Annotated in this window: 19 protein-coding genes; 15 read left to right on the forward strand and 4 right to left on the reverse strand. The window is 49.9% G+C overall.

Translation table 11 applies throughout. The features are described from left to right. Positions 1-382 precede the first annotated feature (382 nt). From alaE to hemG, 6 genes are all read left to right on the forward strand, one after another. A complete protein-coding gene (gene alaE / locus J7439_RS17565) occupies positions 383-811 on the forward strand; it encodes an L-alanine exporter AlaE (protein WP_209203256.1) in 429 nt (142 codons plus the stop codon). Positions 812-1,216: 405 nt separating this feature from the next. Continuing rightward, positions 1,217-2,965 carry a dipeptide ABC transporter ATP-binding protein gene (locus J7439_RS17570; protein WP_209203257.1) on the forward strand — a complete coding sequence of 583 codons (1,749 nt, stop codon included), beginning with the start codon at positions 1,217-1,219 and terminating at the stop codon, positions 2,963-2,965. Between the two features lie 51 nt (positions 2,966-3,016). Further along, positions 3,017-4,573 (forward strand): ABC transporter substrate-binding protein, encoded by a 1,557-nt coding sequence (locus J7439_RS17575; protein ID WP_209203258.1) that lies wholly within the window; start codon positions 3,017-3,019, stop codon positions 4,571-4,573. A gap of 225 nt (positions 4,574-4,798) precedes the next feature. After that, complete coding sequence (locus J7439_RS17580; protein WP_209203259.1) at positions 4,799-5,779, forward strand: ABC transporter permease; 981 nt, start codon at positions 4,799-4,801, stop codon at positions 5,777-5,779. Continuing rightward, positions 5,776-6,753: an ABC transporter permease gene (locus J7439_RS17585; protein WP_209203260.1), complete on the forward strand. Its 978-nt coding sequence runs from the start codon at positions 5,776-5,778 to the stop codon at positions 6,751-6,753. The genes J7439_RS17580 and J7439_RS17585 overlap by 4 nt, the downstream gene beginning before the upstream one ends. Positions 6,754-6,974: 221 nt before the next feature. After that, complete coding sequence (hemG, locus tag J7439_RS17590) at positions 6,975-7,604, forward strand: menaquinone-dependent protoporphyrinogen IX dehydrogenase (protein ID WP_209203261.1); 630 nt, start codon at positions 6,975-6,977, stop codon at positions 7,602-7,604. A gap of 5 nt (positions 7,605-7,609) precedes the next feature. Here hemG and J7439_RS17595 read toward each other — a convergent pair whose 3' ends face one another. After that, positions 7,610-8,227: a hypothetical protein gene (locus tag J7439_RS17595; RefSeq protein WP_209203262.1), complete on the reverse strand. Its 618-nt coding sequence runs from the start codon at positions 8,225-8,227 to the stop codon at positions 7,610-7,612. Between the two features lie 308 nt (positions 8,228-8,535). On the opposite strand from J7439_RS17595, the gene J7439_RS17600 reads away from it, so the two are divergent. Then, positions 8,536-9,336, forward strand: coding sequence for a M23 family metallopeptidase (locus J7439_RS17600; protein WP_209203263.1), 801 nt, complete (start codon positions 8,536-8,538; stop codon positions 9,334-9,336). A 51-nt stretch (positions 9,337-9,387) separates the two neighbouring features. After that, positions 9,388-10,032, forward strand: a complete 645-nt coding sequence (gene msrA, locus J7439_RS17605; RefSeq protein ID WP_209203264.1) for a peptide-methionine (S)-S-oxide reductase MsrA — start codon at positions 9,388-9,390, stop codon at positions 10,030-10,032. A 262-nt stretch (positions 10,033-10,294) separates the two neighbouring features. On the opposite strand, the gene mnmC is transcribed toward msrA, so the two are convergent. After that, positions 10,295-12,331 (reverse strand): bifunctional tRNA (5-methylaminomethyl-2-thiouridine)(34)-methyltransferase MnmC2/FAD-dependent 5-carboxymethylaminomethyl-2-thiouridine(34) oxidoreductase MnmC1, encoded by a 2,037-nt coding sequence (gene mnmC / locus J7439_RS17610; protein ID WP_209203265.1) that lies wholly within the window; start codon positions 12,329-12,331, stop codon positions 10,295-10,297. A gap of 121 nt (positions 12,332-12,452) precedes the next feature. Further along, positions 12,453-13,784 (reverse strand): hypothetical protein, encoded by a 1,332-nt coding sequence (locus tag J7439_RS17615; protein ID WP_209203266.1) that lies wholly within the window; start codon positions 13,782-13,784, stop codon positions 12,453-12,455. Between the two features lie 258 nt (positions 13,785-14,042). Between J7439_RS17615 and J7439_RS17620 the strand changes: the two genes are divergently transcribed. The 5 genes from J7439_RS17620 to J7439_RS17640 all read left to right on the forward strand — a co-directional run bounded on the left by J7439_RS17620 (position 14,043) and on the right by J7439_RS17640 (position 19,532). Continuing rightward, on the forward strand, positions 14,043-14,990 hold the full coding sequence (locus J7439_RS17620) for a tRNA-dihydrouridine synthase (RefSeq protein WP_209203267.1): 948 nt from the start codon (positions 14,043-14,045) through the stop codon (positions 14,988-14,990). Positions 14,991-15,497: 507 nt separating this feature from the next. After that, complete coding sequence (locus J7439_RS17625) at positions 15,498-15,776, forward strand: OadG family protein (RefSeq protein WP_209203268.1); 279 nt, start codon at positions 15,498-15,500, stop codon at positions 15,774-15,776. 20 nt (positions 15,777-15,796) lie between these two features. Further along, the gene (gene oadA, locus J7439_RS17630; protein ID WP_209203269.1) at positions 15,797-17,614 is read left to right on the forward strand and encodes a sodium-extruding oxaloacetate decarboxylase subunit alpha; all 1,818 of its coding nucleotides are present in this window, start codon (positions 15,797-15,799) and stop codon (positions 17,612-17,614) included. Between the two features lie 40 nt (positions 17,615-17,654). After that, a complete protein-coding gene (locus tag J7439_RS17635; protein WP_353623080.1) occupies positions 17,655-18,953 on the forward strand; it encodes a sodium ion-translocating decarboxylase subunit beta in 1,299 nt (432 codons plus the stop codon). A gap of 120 nt (positions 18,954-19,073) precedes the next feature. Next, on the forward strand, positions 19,074-19,532 hold the full coding sequence (locus tag J7439_RS17640; protein WP_209203271.1) for a methylglyoxal synthase: 459 nt from the start codon (positions 19,074-19,076) through the stop codon (positions 19,530-19,532). Between the two features lie 156 nt (positions 19,533-19,688). On the opposite strand, the gene J7439_RS17645 is transcribed toward J7439_RS17640, so the two are convergent. Next, positions 19,689-20,147: a hypothetical protein gene (locus J7439_RS17645; RefSeq protein ID WP_209203272.1), complete on the reverse strand. Its 459-nt coding sequence runs from the start codon at positions 20,145-20,147 to the stop codon at positions 19,689-19,691. 665 nt (positions 20,148-20,812) lie between these two features. Here J7439_RS17645 and pflB point away from each other — a divergent pair. Then, positions 20,813-23,095 carry a formate C-acetyltransferase gene (gene pflB / locus J7439_RS17650; RefSeq protein WP_353623078.1) on the forward strand — a complete coding sequence of 761 codons (2,283 nt, stop codon included), beginning with the start codon at positions 20,813-20,815 and terminating at the stop codon, positions 23,093-23,095. A gap of 132 nt (positions 23,096-23,227) precedes the next feature. After that, positions 23,228-23,959, forward strand: coding sequence for a pyruvate formate-lyase-activating protein (gene pflA / locus J7439_RS17655; protein WP_209203273.1), 732 nt, complete (start codon positions 23,228-23,230; stop codon positions 23,957-23,959). The last annotated feature ends 28 nt before the right edge of the window (positions 23,960-23,987 follow it).

Raw genomic sequence — 23,987 nt, forward strand, 5'->3', positions numbered from 1 at the left:
CTGACAAATGATTTCAAGAGTAGATCATTTGTTATCAGGTTTTTTGTTGTTGGCGACTATTCCTGTTTAAAAGAGATATGTTGAAATTATATTCTGCAAATTATCTAAATATGGATTTATTAGCTATTGTTTTTTGCCTTATCTAGCTATATTTTTCAACGTCTGAATACTGCTGTTTCAGTTCGGTTTTCTGCTTATCAGTTATCCCGTCAGATCTCAGTTTTTACTTATGGAAGGGGCTTCAGAACCTTCTCCTGAACAGACTGACGGATTCTATTTAATTTCAAATGAATTGACCGGTTCTTCCTTTACAGAATCGGTGCAGGGATTTTTTTGCGCTTTTTCTGCCCGATCAGGGCTATTTGTTTCAGGAGCGAGGGAGATGGTTTTTAATCGGGATATGTTGGCGGATACTTTTGCCATGATTACCTTTGGTATTGTGGTTGGCATGAGTGTTGAACTGCTGGCAGGGCTGAGTTTTGAACAGTCACTGCAATCCCGTCTGATGAGTGTTCCCGTTAACCTGTTAACGGCACGAGCTTATGGACTGTACCGTGACTGGCTGATTCGTCGTGGCCGGTTTATCGGCAATGGCTTTATGCAAATGACGCTGCTGGATGCCCTGGCGTTTCTGTCGTTTCAGATTCCGCTGTATGCCTTGCTGTTATTGTCGACGGGTGTCAATTTGGAGCAGTTGCTGGTTGCCTGTGCAGGGCAGATAGGAGCCATGCTGATCATGGGGCGGCCATACGGAATCTATTTGCAGCTCTGTCGCAACTGGTTCAAGCCTGTCGCAATTCCTGTCGCATAAAAAATCTTCAGTTTTCATGAATAAAGCCCTGATTCGTAAGCGATTTCGAATCAGGGCTTTTTATTTTTCTGTCCTGACGGTATAGTTATTTTCCGAAATGAGCCGGCATGATTTCATGTATTTGTCGATGCACTCTGGTGTTAATAACGCATTAATAACATAACCTCCATGCACTCATGTCATCCATGAGTCCGGCCTGAACTTCTATTCAATTTGTGACGGCTGTTATGGGGTATAAGCTGTGTCACGTATCGTCTGTATCTGTCGTAAGTCAAGCTGCGCTGCCCTCTGTGGGGGCACCATTGTTATGCCATATACGACAGCGTATTTGCATCATGGCTTGCGAGTTTCAGAAGCTGAGGTTCACCTTCTGAAGTTCAGGACTGAGCATTACAAGGGGGAAGCATGTCCTTACTGGAAGTAGAAGGGCTGCGCATTGAGTTTCCATCTCGTCATGGTACTGCTGTAGCTGTTAAAGGGGTTTCATTTACCCTCGAAAAGGGTGAGATACTGGGCCTTGTCGGTGAGTCCGGTGCCGGTAAATCCACCGTTGGCAATGCGGTCATTGACTTGCTGAGTCCTCCCGGTGTGGTGGCTGGTGGCAATATTAAGCTGGATGGCCAGGCCATCAGCGGTCTCAGTGGCGAAGCCATTCGCCGGATCCGTGGTCGTCGTATCGGGTTTATTTTTCAGGACCCAATGACGTCTCTTAACCCACTTCTGACCATTGAAACCCAGATGGTGGAAACCATCATGGTCAATCTGGGGCTTGATAAAGCAGCGGCCTATAATAAGTCAATTGAACTGCTGACCTCGGTGGGCATTTCAGAGCCGGAAGTGCGTATCAAGCAATACCCTCACCAGTTTTCCGGTGGTATGCGACAGCGTGTTGTTATTGCCATTGCTCTGTCCGGCGATCCTGAGCTGATTATTGCCGATGAACCCACCACGGCACTCGATGTCTCTATTCAGAATCAGATTCTCGAATTGATCCGCAAGCTCTGTAAAGAGCGGGACGTTGGCTGCCTGCTGGTAACCCACGATATGGGGGTTATTGCCAATGTGACGGATCGTGTCGCTGTTATGTATATGGGTGACCTGGTGGAACTGGGTTCTACAGAGCAGATTTTATGCCGCCCGGAACACCCTTATACCCAGAGCCTGATCAGTGCCGTGCCCAGAACCGATATTAAACTGCACCGCTTTCCCAGGGTCGAGTACATCGAAAAAGAGCAGGGGCGTCATATTGATGTGAAGAATCACTGGCTGGGGCAGAAAGAGCAGCTTTCTGATTTGAATGCAGAGATTAGCGACCGTGCCCTGCTGACAGTGAAAGACGTTAACCTTCGTTTTGAAACCCAGTCTGCGTTCTTTGCAAAAAATCGCCGTTACGTTCAGGCATCCAACCAGGTGTCTTTTGAGGTGCGCGCCGGTGAAACCTTTGGTCTGGTGGGGGAGTCCGGTTCCGGTAAGTCGACGATTGCCCGGATTATTGCCGGTCTTTATCCACCAGACTCCGGATTGATTGAGTTTGCCGGTCAGGATATTACCCGGCTGACTGAAAAGCAGCGTAAGCCATTTCGCCGTCAGATTCAGATGGTGTTTCAAAATCCCTATTCCAGCATGAATGCCCGGATGACGGTGCAGGACATCATTGCCGAGCCCATTCGTTTTCATCAACTGGCCGAATCTGAACGTCAGATCAATCGTATCGTGGCGGATCTGCTGGATCACGTTGGCCTTGGGCGTGCGGCCGGGGTCAAGTATCCCCATGAGTTTTCCGGTGGACAGCGTCAGCGCATCTCCATTGCCAGGGCGCTGGCAACCCGCCCGAGATTCCTGATCTGTGACGAGCCGACCTCGGCTTTGGATGTCTCGGTACAGGCTCAGATTCTCAACCTGTTAAAAGACCTTCAGGAAGAGCTTGGTCTGACCATGCTGTTTATCAGCCACGATCTGCCGGTTATTTTGCAGATGTGTGACCGCATCGGTGTGATGAAGATGGGTACACTGGTTGAGGTGGGGGATACCGACCGGATTTTCAGAGATCCTCACCATGAGTACACCCGGCATCTGATCAATATGATGCCAAGGGTTGAGAATCTGTCCCGTAGTGGGTTGGATATTGAAGCCAGAGTTGCTGCGCATTCTTAGGTATAGTTCTTGAATAATTTTAAAAAGTGAAACACCTGTAATGGGGGAGCGATGAAAAAAACTATGAAAAAGCTTGCCGGAGCGATCCTGGCAGCATCATTGGCGTTAGGGGCCCAGGCCGCTACTTTAAAAATGGCATACGACTCGGATCCGGTATCTCTGGACCCGCATGAGCAGCTGTCTGGTGCAACGCTGCAGTTGTCTCACCTGGTGTTTGATCCACTGGTTCGCTGGGATGACAACCTTCAGTTTGAGCCTCGTCTGGCGGAGAAGTGGCAGCGTATTGATGACCGGACCATGCGCTTTACCCTTCGTAAAGGCGTTAAATTCCACAGCGGTAATGCGCTGACGTCTGCCGACGTTCAATGGACTTTTCAGCGACTGGCCAGCAGCCCGGACTTCAAAGCGGTGTTCGAGCCTTTTGCCGCAGTGAAGGTCATTGATGACTATACCTTTGATCTGGTGACCAAAGAGGCGTTCCCCCTGGTCCTTAACTCTGCCACCTACATCTTCCCGATGGACAGCAAGTTCTATGCAGGTCTGGATAGTGCAGGTCAGGAGAAGTCTTTGCTGAAGAAGCACGGCGATACCTATGCCTCTAAAAATGCTTCTGGTACCGGGCCTTTTATTGTGACCGAGCGTCAGCAGGGCGTGCGTGTCGATTTCCAGCGGTTTGAGGGTTACTGGGATAAGCAATCGCCGGGGAATGTGGACGAGATTGTGCTTACACCTATTAAAGAAGGCCCAACCCGTGTAGCTGCTCTGCTGTCCGGTGACGTGGACTTTATCTTTCCTGTGCCGCCTAACGATCATGAGCGTATCAAGCGGTCTGGCAATACGGACCTGGTGACCCTCGGTGGTACCCGTATCATCAGTTTCCAGTTGAATCAGGAGCGTGTTCCCGCGTTCAAAGACAAACGTGTTCGCCAGGCCATTAACTATGCCATCAACAACGACGGCATTGTTAAGAAAATCATGAAAGGCTTTGCGACACCTGCCGGTCAGCAGGGGCCAAAAGGCTATGCCGGTTATGTTGATGATCTGCAGCCACGTTATGACCTGAAAAAAGCCAGGCAGCTGATGAAAGACGCCGGTTATGAAGATGGCTTCGCCATCACCATGATGGCTCCTAATAACCGCTATGTGAACGATGCCAGGATCGCTCAGGCGGTGGCTTCCATGCTGTCAAAAATCAACATTAAAGTGGATCTGAAAACCCTGCCAAAAGCGCAGTACTGGCCTGAGTTTGATGAACGTTCTGCGGATATGATGATGATTGGCTGGCACTCCGATACGGAGGATTCCGCCAACTTTACCGAGTACCTTACGGCCTGTGCCGATTCGGTTTCCGGCTGGGGACAGTATAACTCCGGTAATTACTGCAATGAGGCGGTAGACGCGCTGGTTAAGAAAGCTGGCTCTGAAACCGATCCAAACGTACGGGCGCAGATTCTGCAGGACGTTGAGCGTACCCTCTATGAGGAAGCAGCCTTTGTTCCCCTGCACTGGCAGAACCTTGCCTGGGGTGCCAGCAAGAACGTAGCCGCCAAAGACGTTGTTAACGTGATGAACTTCCCTTACCTGGGCGACCTGGTGATCAAGGAGTAAACGGTTTAGCCCGGATACTCGTGGTCTAAAAGCCTTGAACCACAAAGACACGAAGGCACAAAGGAAGCCTTTTTTGCTTGCTGAGCGAAGCTCAGGCAAGCCCGGAAAAAACTTTGTGTCTTTGTGCCTTTGTGGTTCCCTTCTTTTAACACCCTCGGGAAACGAGTTCGGACCGGGGAATGAAAATGCTTCGCTATTGCTTTTGTCAGGCATCCAGGGATATTTATGCTGTTATTTTTAATGCGCAGGCTTATGCAGGGGCTGATAGTGATGTTTGTTATCAGCATTATCAGCTTTTCCATACAGGACAATCTTGGGGATCCCCTCCGGGAGCTGGTAGGGCAATCGGTGTCAGAAGCCGAACGTGAAAAGTTGCGTGACGAGATGGGGCTAAACGACCCGTTCCTCACTCAATACACAAGATTTATGGGCAACGCGTTACAGGGCGACCTGGGGAATTCTTATTTTTTCAAAGCGCCAGCGTTGGACGTGATATTGGCCAAAATGCCAGCCACCCTTGAGCTGGTGTTTGCCGCGAGTTTGATCATTATTCTGGTGTCTATTCCCGCTGGTGTGTATTGTGCCATTCGGCCCCATAGCTGGTTTACCCGGTTAATTCTCGGGTTCAGTATTCTCGGTATTTCTGTCCCTGTCTTTCTGACCGCTATTTTCAGTATTTACCTGTTCTCTATTGAGCTGGGCTGGCTGCCATCTTATGGCCGTGGTGAGCTGGTGCCGGTTATCGGTGGCTGGGAGAGCGGCCTGTTTACTCAAGATGGCCTGTTGCATCTGATTCTGCCTGCCATCTCGCTGGCCAGTATTATGCTGCCACTGTTTATCCGACTGATTCGCTCTGAAATGTCAGAAGTGTTGCATACCGAGTACGTCAAGTTTGCCAAAGCGAAAGGTTTGAAAAAGGCACGTATCTACTTCCTCCATGCCCTGAAGAACACCATGCTGCCGGTCATTACTGTTGGCGGTGTGCAGATAGGAACCATGGTCGCTTATACCATTCTTACGGAGACTGTCTTCCAGTGGCCGGGCATGGGCTTTCTGTTTCTGGAAGCGGTCAACCGGGTGGATACGCCGCTGATTGTGGCTTACCTGATTGTTGTAGGTGCCATTTTTGTGGTCGTGAATACGCTGGTGGATCTGCTGTATGGCCTGATTAACCCCACCGTCAGACTGGCGAGGAGCGCCCAATGAGTGAAATGATATCGAACGCGCCGGTCGATCAGGAAACTGCTGCGGCTAATAGGGCACCGGGGCGCTGGGAGCGTTTCAGGAACTCTACCTTCTGGTACAGCTTCACCCGTGACAAGGTGGCCATGGTCTGCGCCCTGATTTTCGCACTGTTTGTGGGGGCTGCGCTGCTGGCTCCGATCCTGGCACCCACCAATCCCTACGATCTCTCAACCATTGATATTATGGATTCGGAAATTCCCCCGGTGTGGGCCGCAGAGGGGGATGAACGTTTTCTGCTGGGCACCGACGACCAGGGGCGTGATCTGTTCAGTACCATTCTCTATGGTATGCGCATCTCATTGGCTATCGGTCTGTTTGCTGTTTTGTTGCAGGCTTTCCTGGGTGTCGTTCTGGGCCTGACCGCCGGTTACTTTGGTGGCCGAATCGATAGCTTTCTGATGCGGGTTGCAGATATTCAGCTGTCGTTCTCTACCATGATGGTGGCGATTATCGTGCTGGCGGTTTTCCAAGCCTCTTTTGGTTCGGAACTCTACAGTAAGCTGGCCATGTTAATGCTGATACTGGTGATTGGTATTGCCGAGTGGCCTCAATATGCCCGTACGGTTCGGGCATCGGTATTGGCAGAAAAGAAGAAGGAGTATGTAGAGGCGGCCAGGGTTATGGGTTTTGGTGCCGGGCGCATTATGTTTCGACATATCCTGCCAAACTCACTGTCGCCTATTCTGGTGATCTCAACGGTGCAGATTGCCAATGCGATTATCAGTGAGGCCGCGTTGTCGTTCCTGGGTCTTGGTATGCCGGTATCCCAGCCTTCCCTGGGGGCTCTGATCTCCAGTGGTTTTGAGTATATCTTCTCTGGCAGCTGGTGGATCACGGTTATTCCCGGGATTGTGCTGGTGGTTCTGGTGTTGGTGCTCAATCTTCTGGGTGACTGGCTCAGGGATGTGTTGAATCCAAAACTGTATAAGGGCTAATACTCATGCAGAGCCCGCAAAAGCAAAAGCTGCCTGTCTTTTCGGGCAGCGGGTGGCGGGCAGCGCTTATTGAAATGTCGAAGTTATTAAACAGCTCCCGGGAAGAAACCACCTGAACAGCTTCTATTCACCGCTTTGTTGATCTGAGTTAACACTACCGACTTATAAGTTGGTTATTATCTACGCAAATATTGGTTTTATAATTACTCACGTATTTAGATATGTCCCGTATAGCGTTGTTGCACCAGGGGTGTGAAGGCCAGACCCAAAAAATTACCGAAAGAATCGGCCACTGCCTGGCCCAGGCTGGTCATGAGACGTTTGTCAGCTCTATTACTGATCTGAACGACGGCTTCTCACTTCAGTCTTGTGATGGTGTTATCCTTGGTTGTTCGATTCGTTATGGCAAACACCATAAAGCGTGTTACCAGTTTATCAGGCAATACAGTGACCAGCTGGCAACCATTCCGGGTTACTTTTTTTCCGTCAATCTGACCGCCCGCAAGCCTGAACGACGGGACCCTCATAACAACCGTTACCTGCAGAAATTCCTGAAACAGATTTCATGGACTCCCGACCGGGTGGAAGTGTTTGCCGGTGCTTTGCTGTATACCCGATATCGCTGGATTGATAAACAGATGATCCGCTTGATTATGAAACTGACCGGGGGGCCTATTGACGTCACTCAGAATACCGAGTTTACCGACTGGATGCGGGTTAAGGCGTTTGCCGAGCAATTAAACCGGGACTTTCAGAAAATAAGCCGCCCAATGGCGGCTGAAGCTTATAAAAGTACCGTGATTGAAGAACCTTCAGTTCCCGAAATGATTAAATCCAAAATGATGTCCTGAGGCTTTTATTCATTAAATTTGGACAATTCCTGACTGAGTTGCTGTGTGAGCCATGGCTTCTCCGGCAGTGGTGCATCCAGGCGGGGGGCATCCAGGGTTGCCGCATGGTAGATGTCCCTTGGCAGGTGAACCACGCTGAGAGCAAGAGCTATGGCAGCAGATGCCAGAGTGGCAACTGCGCCAATGCCAAGCCCGAGAACGGCACCGGTACGGATGCCTGCCTCTTTGCCAACATAGGCACCAGCGGCAACAATATAGGGGTTAAAAGAAAAAGTCAGCAAGTCTAATATCTGAGGAATCAGAGCCACAGTAAATCCTGCCGTAGCGCCAACTGCCGCACCGGCACCCATGCCCATAAACATGCCTGCGGAGCCACCGAACATCATGGCCGTTAAGATTCGGTTTCTGACCGCCTTGAATGGATAAACCAGCCGGTCTTTTAAACTTGGCTTTGCCGACAAGTCAGCGCTTGGGTTGCTATCCTGGATAACTTGAGTAGTCGTTGATCGCTTTGTGGTCTTCCTGTGCCCGAAGCGCCCTCCGTCGATCATGTCGGTTTGGAATTCAGTAAGAAAGGGGATCTTTTGTTGATTGCCAGTAGTAGCAGTAGTAGGTCTACACATAGATACTCTCCATTATCCGTAGTTTCTTAAATACAATCCGATGTATTGGGCGTTTTGTTCAAGTTATGGGAGTAATTTACAACGAGCTGAGCCAAAAGTTCATAACACTGTGTTTAGTATTACTGACAATACTGCTGATTCTTGTTTTAGTAATGGTGGGGGGGGTGTATAAACTATTGATATTTATATCTTATTTCTCTAAAAATAAGTTATTGCCATTTAAGGCTGTTTTGTTATGAACCAATTTCGTTAAAAATCATAATGTCGATAATGATTACCAGACAGGATGATAAAAGGAGAACGTTTAAATGCATCTCGCTACAGGTTTTTTTCTTCTGGTGTTTTCTCTGATGGTCAGTGCGGACGGCCTGCAGAGCCAGCTGACACCCGGAGGTATTCTGGTTGGTCAGGCGGCACCGGGGAGTCGGATTGTTTATGACAACCAGGACGTCAGAGTAGCGAAAGATGGGCGCTTTATTCTTGGTTTTGGCCGTGATGCAGAACTGAAGCAGTCCTATACAGAGCACTTTGCCAGTGGCGAACTGAAGACGTTTCATTTAATCCTGAAGCCACGGAAATATGATATTCAGCGGTTGACCGGGATTGCCAGAAAATATGTATCACCGGATGAGCGGGTGCTATCCCGTATCCGCAGAGAAGCTGAAGAGGTGCGTGCAGCCAGAGTACCTGATACGGATCAGGAGGATTTTTTTAACGGCTTTGACTGGCCGGTAAAAGGCCGCATCAGTGGTGTCTATGGCAGCCAGCGCGTGTATAACGGTCAACCGGGGCGGCCACACTACGGCCTGGATATCGCCGTACCCACTGGCACACCGGTAGTGGCACCGGCTGATGGGGTTGTGCGACTGGTGGATCCGGACCTCTACTATTCCGGCGGCACCATCATTATTGACCATGGCCACGGTATTTTTTCCAGCTTTCTCCATCTCAGCAAAGTCTCTGTGAAAAGTGGGGCGGCTATCAAACGAGGGCAGACTATCGGTGAAGTGGGTGCCACTGGCCGGGTTACCGGTGCCCATCTTGACTGGCGCTATAACTGGTTTGATAAGCGGCTTGACCCTGCTTTGTTAACGCTTGGGGATCAGTAAATTCAACAGACCCTGCGGTATGTTATGATCCCTGCCAGGGAGGACATAATCATGACATTCTTTGGTAAAGACCCCGATAAACAGCAACTTCCAACTGAAGAAAAAGCCCTGCCGGGCAGGGAGGATGCGATGCCGGTCCCGGCCCGGCATTATGTCAATGGACAGCCATTGAGGCCGCCATTTCCCGATGGCTTGCAGACCATCTATCTGGGGCTTGGCTGTTTCTGGGGAGCAGAGCGACTATTCTGGCAACTGCCCGGTGTTTATACAACGGCGGTTGGCTATGCAGGTGGTTACACACCCAATCCTACTTATGAAGAAGTCTGCACCGGAGCAACCGGGCATACAGAAATGGTGATGGTGGTTTACGATCCTGAAAAGGTAACGACACAGGCTTTATTAACATGTTTCTGGGAATCCCATGACCCAACCCAGGGAATGAGGCAGGGTAACGACGTGGGAACACAGTATCGTTCAGCCATTTATACCACCACGGATGAACAGGCCGGATTGGCTGAAAGCTCAAGGAGTGAATTCTCAACGTCTTTGCAACAGCAGGGATATCCGGATATTACAACAGAAATTCGTGAGGCTCCTCCGTTTTACTACGCAGAAGAATACCATCAGCAATATCTGGCCAGGAATTCCGGCGGTTACTGTGGCCTGAAAGGTACGGGTGTTTGTCTTGGCAAGTAGCCACTAAAGATTTTCACCCAGACAAAAAAACGGGCAACCAAGAGAAAGATCAGGCTGCCCGGACGCAGTTTGCTGAATGGATTGAAACAGGAGCTTCATGAACCGGTAACCATGTGTTACCTAATCCATGCCATATAAGATAGACAGCCGTTGTTGATTCCTCCTTGCGTATTGCTACCTGTTTTTTTGCGATATTTACTTAGATTGTTTGTCGTGGATAGACGGCAGTCTCGCTTTTGGTATAACTCTCGGCATAAGCCTCCTATATTTTATTTCTGATCAGATCCCTGATCAGGAAGCGGGAGGGGTGAATGGCTTCCAGCAGTTTTGCAGGCATTGATAGACCGACAGTACTATCGGCCTCACCGATGATCATGGTGGCCAGAATCTCACCGGCAACAGGGCAGGAGATTATTCCCCTGGAGCCGTGTCCAGCGGTTACGTAAAGGCCGTCCAGATATTCAGGACAGACGTCAATGGTCAACTTGCTGTTTTTTCTGAGGGGAGCATAAGCGGCAACAAAGTGCTTAAGGTCAACGATTGGACCGACTACGGGCAGATAATCCGGTGTTGTGCAGCGGAATCCTGTTCGCCCACCGGTCACTTGTGCATCAGTTCCACCGAGAGCCTGGTACATGGCAGGGAAATACCCGGCCTGCATGGCCAGGTTTTCCTGGTGGTCGGCTTCTCGAACTTCTGTACCTTTGTCGTTAAAACTGAACGTTGCGCCCAGGGTGTGATAGCCATCGACAGCAGGGGCTATATAGCCTTCTCCGCAGACACAGGAGGCCAGCTTCTCACTTTCGGTGGTTGCCCGGGCCTGAGTAATCTGGCCACGGATGGCTTTAAGAGGCAGGTAGTTCAACTGTGACAACTGATGACTGGCCGCTCCCCGGGCAATGATCACGGTTTTACTGTGCAACCTGTCGCCATCGGTTTTCACCAGCCAGCCCTGCTCAACGGGTTCGATAGTATTCATCGCCGTGCTGGTCACCACCCGAATGTTTGGGTGATCGGCCAAAGCCTGGCAAAGTGCGGGTGGGTGCACCCAGCCTGCCTGTGGAAAGTAGAGGCCGGGATAGTGAATGCCCAATCCGGCGATATCGCTCAGTTGTGCTTCCGTCAGGTATTGAAGCAGAGCATTCGGATGTTGTTTATCCAGGGCCTGGTATCGTTGATCCGTTTTGGCATCAATGGCTAACTGGATAACACCGCACTGCTGCCACTGTTCAACCTCCAGTGCTTTTAGTGTATCCAGGGTGAATTGATAACCTTTAAGGATGAACTGGCTGAGCGGCGTGTTGTCGGCAGAGAGTTTGGCATAGAGAACACCCTGTGGATTACCCGATGCTTCGCTGGCCAGGGTCTGGTGTTGTTCCAGAATGGTGACCTGCCATCCCCGACGCGCCAGCGCCCATGCTGTGCTGCAGCCCGCCAGGCCGCCACCGACGACGATGGCTGTTTTTTCAGGATTCCTGTGGTAAGCGGGCGCAAACCAGGGTTTGCTCAAAGGTAGACCCGGGGAGACAAAGCGGCCGGCAATCATATCCCGCTTGCGGCCAAAGCCCGGTTGTTTGGTCACTGAGAAGCCTGCCTCCGTCAGCCCGTCGCGAACCAGTCTGGCCGCAGTGAAGGTGGCATAGGTTGATTGCTCATGGCTTTTGGCTTTCAGGGTCTGGAACAGTTTGGGCTGCCACATATCAGGATTTTTGGCCGGGGCAAAGCCATCAAGAAACCAGGCATCAACCTTCTCGTTGATATGAGGCAATGTGTCCAGCACGTCACCAATCAAAATATGAAGACGGATGTGTTTGCCTGATGCGCGGTCTGAAAACTGCAGGTCGATATTTTCCTCACTCAATTGATAGGCGCTGATCATTCTGTTGGCCAGAGGTGTCAGCTCCTCAAACATATTGAGTGCTTTTTGCAGGTCATCCTGCTGGAGTGGATACTTCTCCGTGCTGATAAAGACCAGAGACGTGTTATCAGGGGCCTTTTCCAGAAAGAGCTGCCAGGCACAGAGGAAGTTCAGACCAGTGCCAAAGCCGGTTTCGCCAATGGTGAACGTTGTACCGGGTACCAGTTGACGAAACCGCCCGGGGAGATGATTATGTTCCAGGAACACATGGCGTGTTTCGGCAATACCCGAGGCCCGGGAAAAGTAGACATCATTAAACCGGGTGGAGACTGGCAGGCCATTTTCCCACTGGATGTCAGCAGTTATGGTGTGATTCGGATGGTTTGGTGGATGATTGGACACGGCTTTCTGTTTCAATATCAGGCACAAAGCTGCAAGCATAGTCAGTGCCGACTATCGGGTAAAGAACCATGAGCAAGGAGACTGCCCGAAAACAGTCTCCTGGTAGTGGTGCTCAAGGTTCTTTCTGACCATGTACCAGATCCGGGCTAATATAATGGCGTCACGTTTTGTCAAAAAAACTTTCTAGCCTTCGTTTTACCCTCTTATTATTCTCACAGCAGTTTGTCAGGAATATTCTGAGGCTTTCTTTCATGGTCCTGCTTCTCTGCCCGATGCCAGCGGATGATTCCTGAAGGGCTTGATGAGCAACATTATATTTTTCACCCATTTCAGGGGCTTCACGGGTTGGCCCATTGCGATGCTGCCTGGTAACCCGGTTTTGAAAGTATTTTATTAATTCCAGCAGAGTTCGTGCATTCCGATCCCTGAAGGGCTCCAGCTTGTTATTGAAGAAATTTTCCGGTTTAAGTCTTGATTTGTGTGTTTTATTGGCAACTCTCTTCATGGCATTCTCCAGAGGGTCACTGGTAGAAGCGGGCCAGCATCGGCTTTGCGTTTGACCTAATGCCTCTATTAAACCGCGCAGATCAATAGAGAAATCACGAGAATGGTCACTAAGTTTGGAATGATATAATTTCGCAACAGTAGCGCCGGGAATATCGTCGTAACGCAGTCCGGAAAACTTCAGATGGCCAGTGGCAGGCTGCTGAAGGCTCATATCCTTCTCTAAACCTGACTGGTTATCTTTTATAAATGTTTTAACTCTTATTCCAGCGGTTGCCCTGCCGGATTTATCAATACCAGATAATAACTTTTCGAAAAAGGTCTTTCTGACCCATGCAGGCAGTAAATGTTGACAGTCTGTTGAAGCTTCATCCGACCTGGTGACATCGACAGAGCTTTGCTGGATTGGCTCCGGATGTTCGAGGATGAACTTTTGTTCGAGGAAGTGCATGCACAGCACGATGGTCAGTTCACTGATTCTGGGATATGCATGTTTAGTAGCAAGAACATCGTGTTCATCAATGTATAGCTGGCGTATTTTTTGACCCAGTTCCCGGATTTTTTGACTACTGTTGCTTTCCAGAAACGGTGGGTCGATAACTTCATGGAATATTTTCCAGAATGGGGCCTTTAATGACGACATTGGTACGAAATCGCTTAATGTATCAGCCAGTTCTGAAAAGTTGGTATCGTAGGCCTCATTCAGCCTGAGTAAACATCGCTTAAAGGTTGCAGGGAGGTCATCGCCGGAAACCAAACCTGTCCCCGGGTTATTGGCAATCGAAGTACAAGCGGGAGGAAGGCATGAGTAATCGGGGCCTGGTGGGTCGAGCAACGAATGAGTAGGCGGCGGTGAGGGTATATTTGAGGAGCCGGCACCGACGTAGACACTACGCCCTGAAAATTCTGTGGTGCCAGGAGGTTCCTGAGGCCCCGACTGTTGTGGGCGTTGCGCAACGGCTGGTAGATTTCTGATAGACGTATCCATAACTAACTCTGATTTGTATTTATTTTAAGCTGCTGGCATAGAGCAGCAGTGCTTATGCGAATCATCGCGGCTTGTTAGACCTCAGCACAATATATTGGTTCCCACTGTGCCTGACGTCGGCATACACCAAAAATATTCGATTCCTTATGGTTAGCCATTTCTTGCCAGATGAAGTAAGCGTTATCTGTGAGTGCTCCTTATTTTATTATCAGGCCTGCTAACGGTAGAATCGGTGCTTTTTTACTCAAGAGGCATGCCATGCGGTTGATACTGGCGCCGATGGAAGGCGTTATGGATCACGATATGCGGGATCTGCTCACCGGCATCAATACCTTCGATCTCTGTGTTACCGAGTTTGTCCGGGTAACGGATACACTGTTGCCGAACCGGGTCTTTTACCGTACCTGCCCGGAGCTGTTGCAGGGAGCAAAAACTTCGAATGGTACACCTGTTCGTCTACAACTGCTGGGCAGTCACCCGGAATATATGGCACTGAATGCCCAGCGTGCGGTGAAGCTTGGCTCGCCCGGAGTGGACATTAATTTCGGCTGTCCGTCAAAAACGGTCAATAAAAACCGGGGCGGGGCAATTTTGCTGCGGGAGCCGGATCAGCTGTTCAGTATTGTCCGGGCGGTTCGGGAGGCTGTACCGGCAGAGCTGCCGGTGACGGCCAAAATTCGCCTGGGTTATGAAGACAAGTCGTTATTCCTGGAAAATGCCCGTGCTATTGAACAGGCAGGAGCCTCGGAACTGGCGGTGCATGCCCGGACAAAGGCGGAGGGCTATCGACCTCCGGCTCACTGGGAATACATTGGCAAAATTCGGGAAAACCTGGGGATTCCGGTGATCGCCAACGGCGAGATCTGGAATCATGAAGATGCCCGGCGCTGTATGGACGCTTCCGGCTGTACTGACCTGATGGTCGGACGGCCTTCGCTGGTAACGCCGAATATCACTACCATGATTCGGGAATCGGTCAGGCCCATGAGCTGGTCTTCAGTGTTGCAGCTTATTTTGCAATTAAGCGACAGAGATCGTCAAAATGGTAAATGGCAATACCATCCTTCCCGTCTGAAGCAGTGGCTCAATTATCTGCGTAAAGCGTATCCGCAAGCTCAGAATCTGTTTGAGCGCATCCGCTCCCTCCGTGACGCTGATGCCATTGTGGAAATTCTCTGCTCGGACCTGGCAAGAGCGGCATCTTAGGGTGGACATTAAGCTTACCCCTCCATTTTTAATGGCTTTTGAATGGAACCACGAAGGACACAAAGAGCACGAAGGAAAAGAAAATCTCTTCTTTGTGCTCTTCGTGTCCTTCGTGGTTCCATCTTTAACTTCCCGAAGAGGGGAGTAGACGCTTAATGTCTACCCTAAGAGAGCGGCATAATAACCAACGGCCAATTTTTTCGGTTGGCCAGCTTTTATTGATTTACGTCGGTGAATTTTTTTCCGGACTGAGGCAACCTTCCTTTTGCACGATGCTGTCGAAGGTGGTCCGGGGCTTCTGTTATACAGACAACATAGTCCGGATGACTGATTGCTTATTACATACTGTTCGGTAGTATACTGACGCAGCCAGGTAAAGGCGTAAGACAGCCAAGAGTCATGAACCTGTTCTTGGCAATAATAATCAACAATGGTTCCGGCAGGGCAGAACTGCCTGAGGGGATTGACCGGACCTGAAAGCCTGAAAAAAAACAAAGGACTTACTTGATGAATCCATCGGACCTTATTTCAGAAGGTTCCAGTCTGATGCTCTTTGGAATGGGTTTTGTGTTCCTGTTTCTGACGCTATTGGTGCTGGTAACCAGCCTGATGTCAACAATCATCGACCGGTATTTTCAGGAACCGGTACCATCGACTGTAGCCAATCCCATTCCAGTGAATAGCCAGCCATCGTCATCCGATGATCAGGGCGAACTGGTTGCTGCTATCAGTGCAGCCATTCAAATGCACAGAACAAAAAAAGCTCAAGCAGAAAAACGCCGATAACCGGGGGATAAAGAAGGGTTATGTCTGACGTACAAAAGCCATTAGCCAATAAAAAGCCGCTGGGTATTACCGATGTGGTGTTGCGGGATGCCCATCAGTCACTGTTTGCTACCCGTCTTCGCCTTGAAGATATGTTGCCGATCGCAGAACAACTGGATCAGATCGGTTACTGGTCTCTCGAAACCTGGGGAGGTGCCACCTTTGATGCCTGTATCCGTTTTCTGGGAGAAGACCCATGGGAGCGGTTGCGCGAACTGAAAAAAGCCATGCCCAGGACCCCTCAACAGATGCTGCTAAGGGGGCAGAATCTGCTGGGATACCGTCACTATGCTGACGATGTCGTGGATAAATTTGTTGAGCGTGCTGTTGCCAATGGTATGGATGTGTTCCGGGTATTTGATGCCATGAACGATCCCCGTAACCTGATGCAGGCAATGAAGGCGGTGAAGAAGCAGGGTGCTCATGCCCAGGGGACGATCTCTTACACCACCAGTCCTGTTCATACCATGGATAGCTGGGTCTCTCTGGCCAAAGAGATCGAGGATCTGGGTGCGGACTCTCTGTGCATTAAGGACATGTCCGGCATTATTACGCCGACTGACGTTTATGAGCTGGTTTCCCGATTAAAGAGCGAAACGGACCTGGAAATTCAGCTGCACTGCCATGCCACCTCCGGCCTTTCTTCAATGTCACTGCTCAAGGCCGTTGAAGCCGGTGTTGATCGTGTCGATACGGCCATCTCTTCCATGTCGATGACCTATGGACATTCGCCAACTGAGGCAATCGTTGCTGCATTGCAGGGGACTGAGCGTGATACCGGGCTTGATCTGCATAAGCTTGAAGAAGTGGCCGCTTACTTCCGGGTGGTCCGAAAAAAATACGCGAAGTTTGAAGGTCAACTCCGTGGCGTTGACTCCAGAATCCTTATTGCCCAGGTACCCGGTGGCATGCTGACTAATATGGAAAGTCAGCTGAAAGAGCAGGGGGCCAGTGATAAGTTTGATGAAGTGCTGCAGGAGATTCCAAGAGTTCGTGAAGACCTGGGGATGATTCCACTGGTCACGCCCACTTCCCAGATTGTCGGCACCCAGGCGGTTCTCAATGTACTGACCGGTGAGCGTTATAAAACCATCTCCAAAGAGACCCGGGGGATTTTAACAGGTGAGTACGGTGCTGCACCGGCACCGTTTAACCAAAGTCTTCAGGACAGAGTGCTGGAGGGTAAGATAGCGATTACCTGTCGTCCGGCAGATCTGCTTGAAGCTGAATTTGAGGAACTGACTGCTGAACTCCATGGCCTGGCCAAAGAGAAAGGCATCAAACTGGCAGATCAGACTGTGGATGATGTTCTGACCTACGCCCTGTTCCCGCAGGTTGGTCTGAAGTTCCTGCAGAATCGCGGTAACCCTGATGCTTTTGAACCTGCTCCCGGGACCGAACCGGAAGTGAAGCCTGCTGCCCAGGCAACTTCCGTGGCTCCTCCAATGGAGGATTCTGTTTATACCGTTCGCGTTAATGGCAATGCCTATACCGTTCAGGTTTCAGAAGGTGGTGATGTTTCCATGCTGGCTCCGGTTTCAGTGCCGACTGCCCAACCTGAAACGACAACCACATCAGCCTCTGAAGGTGAGCCAATGCCCGCTCCACTGGCCGGTAATATCTGGAAGGTGAATGTCATACCGGGGCAGCATATTCAGGAAGGTGATGTGCTGCTTATTCTCGAAGCCATGAAAATGGAAACGGAAGTTCGTGCCCCGCGTTCCGGGCAGGTGACGTCGGTTGATGTACGTGAAGGTGACAGTGTAGCGGTGGGTGATACCCTGCTTGCCCTGGCTTAATAAAAAGCTCAAAGAGAAACGTCTGGTCGAGAAATATGCCATGGAAAAGCTATTAACGCTCTGGGAGGGCTCCGGGTTATACAACCTTACCGCCGGAGAGTTCGTTATGATTCTGGTGGGCTTTGGGTTGCTGTATCTGGCCATCCGCAAGCAATTTGAGCCTCTACTGCTGGTGCCTATTGGTTTTGGTGGAATTCTGGCCAATATTCCTCAGGCTGGTCTGGCGTTTTCCGCCATTGAGCAGGCGCTTCATATAGCTAACCCTGCGGTGATGCAGGCGGTTGCCGAAGCGCTTGGCAGTGCTTCAGCTGCCCCGGATCAACTTTATGTTTTATACCAAGAGGCGAATGCGGCAACCCGGACGGTAGTGAGTCACATTATTGCTGATGCAGGGTACACGAACGGTGTCCTTTATCAGTTTTACAGTGTGGCTATTGGCAGTGGTGTTGCTCCTTTGGTGATCTTTATGGGGGTGGGTGCCATGACGGATTTTGGTCCGTTGCTGGCTAACCCGAAAACCCTGTTTCTGGGGGCTGCCGCTCAGTTTGGTATTTTTGCCACGGTGTTTGGCGCTATTGTATTGAGCTCTATGGGGCTGATGAATTTCAGCCTGGCGGATGCCGCTGCTATCGGTATTATTGGTGGTGCAGATGGTCCTACTGCGATCTATGTATCCAGCGTGCTTGCTCCCCACCTTCTGGGTGCCATTGCGGTGGCTGCCTACTCTTATATGGCCCTGGTTCCGCTGATTCAGCCGCCGATTATGAAAGCGCTGACCACGGCAGAGGAGCGCAGGATTGTCATGACACAGCTGCGGTCTGTGAGCAAGACGGAGAAAATCGTTTTCCCGATCTTACTGCTAGTGCTGGTGGCCCTGTTATTACCCGATGCGGCTCCACTGCTGGGGATGTTCTGTTTTGGTAACCTGATGAAAGAGTGTGGTGTGGTTGAGCGCCTGTCGGATACAGCGCAAAATGCGCTGATCAACATCACCACCATTTTCCTCGGGCTATCAGTGGGTTCCAAACTGAGTGCTGACAAGTTTCTGCAAATGGAAACCCTGGGGATTCTGGCGTTGGGGATTGTGGCATTCTGTATCGGTACCGCCAGTGGTGTCCTGATGGCAAAACTGATGAATCGGGTGTCGTCTACCAAAGTGAACCCGTTAATTGGTTCAGCCGGGGTGTCAGCGGTACCCATGGCGGCCAGGGTCTCCAACAAAATGGGGCTTGAGGCCAATCCCCAGAACTTCCTGCTGATGCATGCCATGGGGCCCAACGTAGCGGGCGTTATTGGCTCAGCGGTAGCAGCGGGGGTGATGATTAAATACCTGTCATGATATTTTTATGAAGAACAATGCGATGATTTCGAGAGAAGTCGTCGCATTTTTTTTTATTCAGTGAGAATATAGCGCTTTCCATTTTTATATTTTTTCGCAGAAAAAATAGAGAAGTACTTTATGATTTATAAAGAATACAGTGTCTCATCCAGGAAGCGCATTGCCCTTGTCGCTCATGATAATAAGAAAGGGGAATTGGTGCAGTGGAGTTTGCGTCATAAAGAAAAGCTGCTGGGGCATAACCTTTTTGCCACGGGTACCACAGGAAGTCTGCTGGAAAAAGAGCTGTCTGTGCCGGTCAAAAAGTTTATCAGTGGTCCGCTGGGTGGAGATCAGCAGATTGGTGCATTGATTTCTGAATGCAAACTGGATCTGCTGGTATTTTTCTGGGACCCGTTTGAGCCAATGCCCCATGATCCGGATGTTAAGGCATTGTTGCGGATCGCAGCGGTGTGGAATATCCCGGTTGCCTGTAACCAGAGCTCTGCGGATTACATATTTTCGTCAGACTTGCTTGGACAATCTCATAACCGGCATATTCCGGATTATGACAGCTATCTACAGCAAAGAACGCTTTGAGTTTATGCGTTCAAAAAAGAGCACAAAGGCCTTGGTATAAGGGCCTTTGGCAAAATAATCCGGGAAAGTAATGAGTGGGTTCCGCTAGACAAGCTCCGCTGGATAAACCTGGCTGGTAGTGTCAGTATTCAAAAACAATCAATAAAAAACGGGTATTCAATAATCAGAGTTGTCGTTACCGTCTCTGCTCATTGAGCCAATACCGAAGCTTGAAGGCCCGTACTGGCGGCGCTTTTTGTAGGTTACCTTGGGCTCGGCGCTGCTATGGCGATCTTCCGGTGCAGCAGGTCTGCAGCTCATAGTGCCACTTATGGTGCTGTTGTTACCAACGCTGTTGCCGCTGCGATAGCTTTGACCGCCAGACGAAAACCTGCGGACAGGCTGCTTGGTAACAGATGGCTGAAAAACGGAAACAGGCGTCTGTTCATACAGGTCTCTTTCTGAGTCCCGGTCAGACATCAGTTCACTGTTCTGGACAGAACCTTCCTGCATATTCAGGCGCATACGATAAGGATGACCGTAACCTCTGCGGCGACGTGGTTTGTGGTCTTTTGGCTCGGGTGGCTTCAGGCCGGTGAACTGCTCGTAAATGGTTGTGTAAATATATTTGCTCATAACTACCTCCTGTTCATCCTCTCCCAGAAATGGATAAAATGTCTTTATTTGGTTGACGATGTTAGACAAACCCATTTTCGGTATGAATAGGTAACACTACTTAAAACTCTCTGAATAAACGGTAACAAACGTTAACAGTATAATATTAATGTCGTTAATTGTTTTGAAAAACGAAACGAAATAGAATTAACAGAAACAAAGACTAGCATTCATAAAAATAGATCGTTGCTTGATTTCATAACTTTTTTGAATTTTGGACTATTGGTAATAACTAATTTTTGCTAATCAAGGGATAGTTAATAAAATATAAGAGGATATCCTTTTTTGTTAATTCTTGTGGGAGTCTGTTTTTGTTTTTTTATAACTAGTAGGTATTAACACTGATGGTAGAGTTGTCGTATATGCGTTAATTTGGCTGAAATTATTTCTTATTCACCGGGTTGGCCAGCTTTACACCTGCGGTATGACCACAAAGGACGCCAGGATTTTGTAATGATGTGTTATTGCAATATCTTCGTCCCCGCAAGATAGGCAAACGATACGCCGACAATGATTTTCTTTCATTGATGCAGATCAAGTTGGTGTCACCGCTATATCAATGCAGTCTGACTGACCCGGGAGCAGCATCCCCAAAGAATTCTCCAACACATCAGGAGCCTCTTAGTATGACTGTAACCACCAGCGAAATGCCAGCAGCATGGGAAGGATTCACTTCCGGCGACTGGTCCGAAAGCATCAACGTTCGTGACTTTATCCAGAAAAACTACACCCCTTACGAGGGTGACAGTTCCTTCCTGGCCGGTTCTACTGAAGCGACAGACAAGCTGTGGGCTGATGTTATGGAAGGCATCAAGGAAGAGAACCGCACTCACGCCCCTCTGGATTTCGATACCGATCTGCCCTCCACTATTACTTCCCATGACGCTGGCTATATCAATAAAGATCTGGAAACCATTGTTGGTCTGCAGACGGATAAGCCGCTGAAGCGTGGCATCATTGCCAACGGTGGCATCCGTATGGTTGAAACTTCCTGTGAAGTTTATGGCCGTAAACTGGATGACATGGTTAACAAGATCTTCACTGAATATCGTAAGACGCACAATTCCGGTGTTTTCGACGTTTACACTGCGGACATTCGCAACTGTCGTAAGTCCGGTATAATTACCGGTTTGCCAGATGCTTATGGCCGTGGACGTATTATCGGTGACTACCGCCGAATCGCTCTGTACGGTATTGACCGACTGATTGTTGATAAGAAGGCCCAGCACAAGTCTCTGGATGCAGCGCTGACTACCGGTGAAAATCTTGAGCGTACTATCCAGCTGCGTGAAGAGATCATGGAACAGATCAAGGCGCTGATGCAGATCAAGGAGATGGGGGCCAAATACGGTTGTGATCTCGGTAACCCTGCTGCCTCTGCCCGTGAAGCGGTTCAGTGGACGTACTTTGGTTACCTGGCTGCGGTTAAGTCCCAGAATGGTGCCGCCATGTCTCTGGGCCGTACGGCTACCTTCCTGGATATCTATATCCAGCGTGACCTGGAAGCGGGCAAAATCACTGAAACTGATGCCCAGGAACTGATCGATCACTACGTAATGAAATTGCGTATGGTTCGCTTCCTGCGTACTCCTGAATACGATCAGCTGTTCTCTGGCGACCCGATCTGGGCCACTGAGGCTATCGGTGGTATGGGCCTTGATGGTCGTACACTGGTTACCAAAAACTCTTTCCGCCTCCTGAACACCATGTACACCATGGGACCATCGCCAGAGCCAAATATCACGGTGTTGTGGTCTGAGCAGTTGCCGGTGGCTTTCAAAGAGTATTGTGCCAAAGTATCCATCGATACCAGTTCTATCCAGTACGAAAATGATGATCTGATGCGTACTGATATGAACAGCGATGACTACGCCATCGCCTGCTGTGTGTCGCCAATGGTTGTTGGCAAGCAGATGCAGTTCTTTGGTGCCCGTGCCAACCTGGGCAAGACACTGCTGTACGCCATTAATGGCGGTGTTGACGAGAAGCTGAAGGTTCAGATTGGTCCAAAAACCGACAAGATTACGTCTGAATATCTGGATTACGACGATGTCTATGCACGTTTTGATAAGCTCATGGATTGGCTGGCCAGTCAGTATGTTGCTGCCCTGAACTGTATTCATTACATGCACGACAAGTACTCCTATGAGGCTTCTCTGATGGCCCTGCATGACCGTGATGTTATTCGCACCATGGCCTGTGGTATTGCCGGATTGTCCGTTGCTGCTGACTCTCTGTCGGCCATTAAATACGCCAAAGTCAAGCCGGTGCGTGATGAAGACGGCATTGCTATCGATTTCGAAATTGAAGGTGATTTTCCGAAGTTTGGTAACAACGAAGAGCGTGTAGATACGATTGCCTGTGAACTGGTTGAAACGTTCATGAAGAAAGTCGCTTCTCACAAAATGTACCGCGATGCCATTCCAACCCAGTCCGTTCTGACCATTACCTCTAACGTGGTATACGGCCAGAAGACCGGTACTACACCAGACGGACGTCGTGCAGGCCAGCCATTTGGCCCGGGTGCCAACCCAATGCATGGTCGTGACACCAGCGGTGCGGTTGCTTCCCTGAGCTCTGTTGCCAAGCTGCCATTTGCCTATGCGAAGGATGGTATTTCTTACACCTTCTCTATCGTGCCAAAGGCGCTGGGCAAGGACGAAGAAAGCCAAAGCAGGAATCTGGTGGGTCTGATGGATGGCTACTTCCATCACGAGGGAAATCGCGAGGGCGGTCAGCACCTGAACGTCAACGTTATGAACCGTGAAATGCTGGAAGATGCCATGGAGAACCCTGAGAAGTATCCTTCTCTGACCATCCGTGTCTCCGGTTATGCGGTGCGTTTCAACTCGCTGACACCAGAACAGCAGCGTGATGTTATCACCCGCACCTTTACTAGCTCGCTGTAACAGTAAGCGCTAGAATTTAACTCTAAAAAAGGCCAGCTCTGCTGGCCTTTTTTTGCTTATGGTATTCAGGTTTTTGTAAAAGACAGTGGTTTTATTTTTACAGAGACTCGTTGGGTAAATAGGAGAGTCGCCATGTCCCTTGGTCGTGTCCATTCCATGGACTCATTTGGCACGGTAGACGGGCCGGGTATCCGTTTCGTTGTGTTTATGCAGGGCTGTCATATGCGCTGCCGGTATTGTCACAACCGGGATACCTGGGATCTGCGTGATGGCGGTGAGGTGCTCGGTCATGAGGAAGTTCTGGACAAAATCCTCAAGGTAAAGGGCTTTCTGACCGGTGGTGTTACCGTCACTGGTGGCGAGCCGCTGCTGCAGGCTGAATTTGTTGCCGATCTGTTCAAGGCGCTTAAAGCGCACGGTATTCATACTTGCCTGGATACCAATGGATTTGCCAAACAAATCACGCCGGATATTGAACGTCTGCTGTCCTACACCGACCTTGTGCTTCTGGATATCAAGCACATGGACGAAGAGATGCATCAAAAGCTGACCTATGTCACCGGCCGATACACCCGTAATTTTGCCATGTATTTACAGGAGCTGAGAAAGCCAACCTGGATCCGCTACGTGGTGGTGGAAGGGTATACCGTTGATCCACTGTATGCCGCCATGCTGGCAGACATGGTGGAGAAAATGGATTGTGTTGAGAAGGTGGAAATCCTGCCTTATCACAGCCTCGGCGTGCATAAGTGGGATGCCTTCAGTGAAAGCTATGAGCTGGAAACGGTGCGCCCGCCTTCGACTGAACAGCTGGATGCGATCAAGGCGGAGTTTGATCAGCGGGGAATTTCTGCGGCTTATTGATGGTGTTAACCTCAAAGCGCACGGAGTA

It is taken from the genome of Salinisphaera sp. G21_0, from assembly GCF_017744115.1.
GTDB lineage: Bacteria > Pseudomonadota > Gammaproteobacteria > Pseudomonadales > Endozoicomonadaceae > Endozoicomonas.